General features: G+C 50.3%; 2 protein-coding genes. Both read left to right on the top strand.

Annotated features, from left to right (window positions below):
• Nucleotides 1-256 precede the first annotated feature (256 nt).
• The gene (gene pyrH / locus ACTHUE_RS17720) at nt 257-976 is read left to right on the top strand and encodes a UMP kinase (RefSeq protein ID WP_003708812.1); all 720 of its coding nucleotides are present in this window, start codon (nt 257-259) and stop codon (nt 974-976) included.
• Nucleotides 977-1,135: 159 nt separating this feature from the next.
• Nucleotides 1,136-1,606, top strand: a complete 471-nt coding sequence (gene rlmH / locus ACTHUE_RS17715; RefSeq protein WP_036493712.1) for a 23S rRNA (pseudouridine(1915)-N(3))-methyltransferase RlmH — start codon at nt 1,136-1,138, stop codon at nt 1,604-1,606.
• Nucleotides 1,607-1,783: the final 177 nt, after the last annotated feature.

The raw sequence follows: 1,783 nt of genomic DNA, 5'->3' as shown, positions 1-1,783 counted from the left end.
ACTACGCAGCCGAAGTTGCTGCCGCTGCTAAAGTGTAAGGCACTTATGAAAAAGAAAGCACCTAGATTCCAAACGAATCAGGGTGCTTTTTTTTGAGAAAACCGTTTACGGTACCTATTTTAAGACGGCTGAATATAAAGGCCGTCTGAAAACAAAACAATAATAGAACGACACACCATATCATTGTAATCCGACCGTTTGAAAATTCAGACGGCCCGAACTCCGACCGACGACATTCAAGAAAGCAAGGTATCCCATGACACAGCAAATCAAATACAAACGCGTATTACTGAAACTCTCCGGCGAATCCCTGATGGGCTCTGATCCATTCGGCATCAATCACGATACCATCGTTCAAACTGTCGGCGAAATTGCCGAAATCGTGAGAATGGGCGTGCAAGTCGGTATCGTTGTCGGCGGCGGTAACATTTTCCGCGGCGTATCCGCCCAAGCAGGCAGCATGGACCGCGCCACTGCCGACTACATGGGCATGATGGCAACCGTGATGAACGCGTTGGCACTCAAAGACGCATTTGAAACTTTGGGCATCAAAGCGCGCGTACAATCCGCACTGTCTATGCAGCAAATCGCTGAAACTTACGCCCGTCCTAAAGCCATTCAATATTTGGAAGAAGGCAAAGTTGTGATTTTCGCCGCCGGTACCGGTAACCCATTCTTCACGACCGACACTGCCGCTGCATTACGCGGCGCGGAAATGAACTGCGACGTGATGCTCAAAGCCACCAACGTCGACGGCGTGTACACCGCAGACCCGAAAAAAGACCCATCTGCAACACGCTACGAAACCATTACTTTTGACGAAGCCTTGTTGAAAAACCTCAAAGTGATGGATGCCACTGCTTTTGCCCTCTGCCGCGAACGCAAGCTCAATATCGTGGTATTCGGTATTGCTAAAGAAGGCTCGCTCAAACGCGTGGTAACCGGCGAAAACGAAGGTACACTGGTTCACTGCTAATCATTGAAAGGCCGTCTGAAACAGTCGAACGGGATACATTCGGCTTTCAGACGGCCTTTTATTTTCAGTCGGTTGCATGGGTATTGGCTCATGGTTTGAAAAGGTTAAGGGCTTGCTTGACCATAATATCCAACCGACAACGATACAAAAGGATACCCCATGAATATCACCGTCTTGGCTGTCGGCACGAAAATGCCGCGTTGGGTGGATGAAGCCGTCGGCGAGTACGCCAAACGCTTCGGGCGCGATGTTAATTATGCGCTGAAAGAAATCAAGCCAGAGAAACGCGGCGCGGGTGTGAATGCGGCTCAGGGCATGGCGGCTGAAGAAAAACGCCTGCTGGAAGCCATACCGCAGGGCGCGTTTTTGGTGGTATTGGACGAGCGCGGCAAAGCGCCGACTTCGGTCGAATTGGCGCAACATTTGAAAAGCTGGCAGCAAAACGGCGAACACGTCTGCTTTATTATCGGCGGCGCAGACGGCATGACCGACCGTTTGAAACAGCAGGCAAATATGATGATGCGCCTTTCCAGCCTGACCTTGCCGCACGGTATGGTGCGCGTTTTGCTGACCGAGCAGCTTTATCGCGCCGTTTCGATTTTGCACAACCATCCGTATCATCGGGAATAATCCGCTTTGAGTGCAGGGATAAGAAGGCAATGCCGCCTTGTCGGTTTAACGCGGGGTTGAACCTGCTTTCAGACGGCCTGATTTTTCCGCATGAATCCTTTATAATCGTTTCTTTGATAAATCAACATCTTTCGGGAGAACCCAAATGTCCGATTTCCGTCAAGACTTCCTCAAATT

It is taken from the genome of Neisseria sp. P0021.S005 (assembly GCF_051956955.1).
The sequence above is the reverse complement of the archived record's forward strand: the minus strand, read 5'-3'. Positions and strand labels throughout refer to the sequence as shown.

What these genes read in the sequence shown, in the direction of transcription:
- pyrH (WP_003708812.1), top strand. Translation starts at nt 257, where the DNA reads ATGACACAGCAAATCAAATACAAACGCGTATTACTGAAACTCTCCGGC.
- rlmH (WP_036493712.1), top strand. Translation starts at nt 1,136, where the DNA reads ATGAATATCACCGTCTTGGCTGTCGGCACGAAAATGCCGCGTTGGGTG.